This is a genomic window from Corynebacterium sp. HMSC034A01, from assembly GCF_001838175.1.
GTDB lineage: Bacteria > Actinomycetota > Actinomycetes > Mycobacteriales > Mycobacteriaceae > Corynebacterium.
The window spans coordinates 1-1,232 of the sequence record NZ_KV835917.1; the positions used below are offsets into that span (position 1 = coordinate 1).

Sequence of the window (1,232 nt, forward strand, 5' to 3'; positions counted from 1 at the left end):
CCCTCTGGGCAACCAGCTGACCGCGCCGCGCTTCTCGACCTCGTTGCAACGCTCTCAGAGCGCGTACAAGCCACCGACGATCCCGAAGTGGACCGGGAGGCCGTTCAGGCGGCGCTAGATGATCTGAGGGCCGCTCTAGCGCCGCGTGGGGCCTCCTCGTCGGGTGTGGCGGGGGTTGATCTGCTCGGCGGGCAGCGTTCGCGCCCTCGGGTGGGGCGAGGGTGGCGCGCGGGCTTCTGATCGCGCGGCAGCGTCCTCCCGGGCGTGAACCGTGCTGCCGCGCGACCGCTTCGCGCTCGCTTGGCCCGTGATTGCTCGTGCCCGAGCGTCGCGTCCGTGTTGCGCTTTTCGCGCCCTGGCGCTCGCTCTCGCTCGTCCAGTGGCGCACACCTTTTGCAGATCATCTGACTGCGGTCGGCTGGCCGCTTTTCGCGCCGCCGTTTTGCCGGTTTGCACCCGCAAAATGCCACACACAGTAGGCACTTTTAGTGAGAATGGTCTTTTGGGTCGCTGGCCTGCGGAAACGGTGGGCCGATTTTCCGGCAAAAGTGGGCGCGAAATTATAACGAACGTTCGTTATAATGGACGGCATGGAGCACACCATCAGCGACCTGATTTCCGCCCACCCGTCCCTGTCGCGCGCCACCAAGTGGGACGCAAACGACGCCACTTTGAGCGGCAGCGAGCGCGCACTTGCCGCTATCGTGTCCGCACTTTCGGCTGACTTCGACGCCCTGGACGGCGCGCAGCAGCGCGCACTTGCCGACGTGCTGGCGCGCCAAGCCGAGGACACCGAGCGCGCCGAAGCCGACGCGCGAAAGATCCTCGGACTGTGAGCGAGCAAGGCCTATGCGAGCGCTGCGGTGAGCCAATCCCGCCGCGTCCCGACCCGCGAGGACGCAAGGCGCGCTACTGCTCGGACGCGTGCCGAACGGCAGCGTCGCGCGCTCGACGCGAGCAGCGTCACCGCGACGAGGTCACCCAAGCACGCGAGCAGCTAGCACTTCGCCTGCCCCACGAGCAGGCCGCAGACGCGGCGAAACTGGTGCGCGAAATGACCCGCGACTTGAGCGCAGGTCGCGAGTTTCCGGTCACGCCGCAGCACCAAGAACTGATCGCCGCGATCAAAGATTTCGCCGACCTGATGGACGCACACACCGCCGCAACCGCGCCCGCTCGTGTGCCGCTATCGCGCCAACAGCGGCGCGCACAGCAACGCCGGAAACGGAAAA

General features: G+C 67.0%; 2 protein-coding genes. Both read left to right on the plus strand.

What is annotated here, in order from left to right; genetic code table 11:
- Nucleotides 1-590 precede the first annotated feature (590 nt).
- Complete coding sequence (locus tag HMPREF2791_RS00135) at nucleotides 591-836, plus strand: hypothetical protein (RefSeq protein ID WP_070843752.1); 246 nt, start codon at nucleotides 591-593, stop codon at nucleotides 834-836.
- On the plus strand, nucleotides 833-1,232 hold a 400-nt coding region (locus tag HMPREF2791_RS11715; RefSeq protein ID WP_141764865.1), incomplete at its 3' end, for a hypothetical protein. The genes HMPREF2791_RS00135 and HMPREF2791_RS11715, both read left to right, overlap by 4 nt.

Bases quoted from the DNA above. Each gene is read 5' to 3' on its own strand.
- HMPREF2791_RS00135 (WP_070843752.1), top strand. From the start codon at position 591: ATGGAGCACACCATCAGCGACCTGATTTCCGCCCACCCGTCCCTGTCG.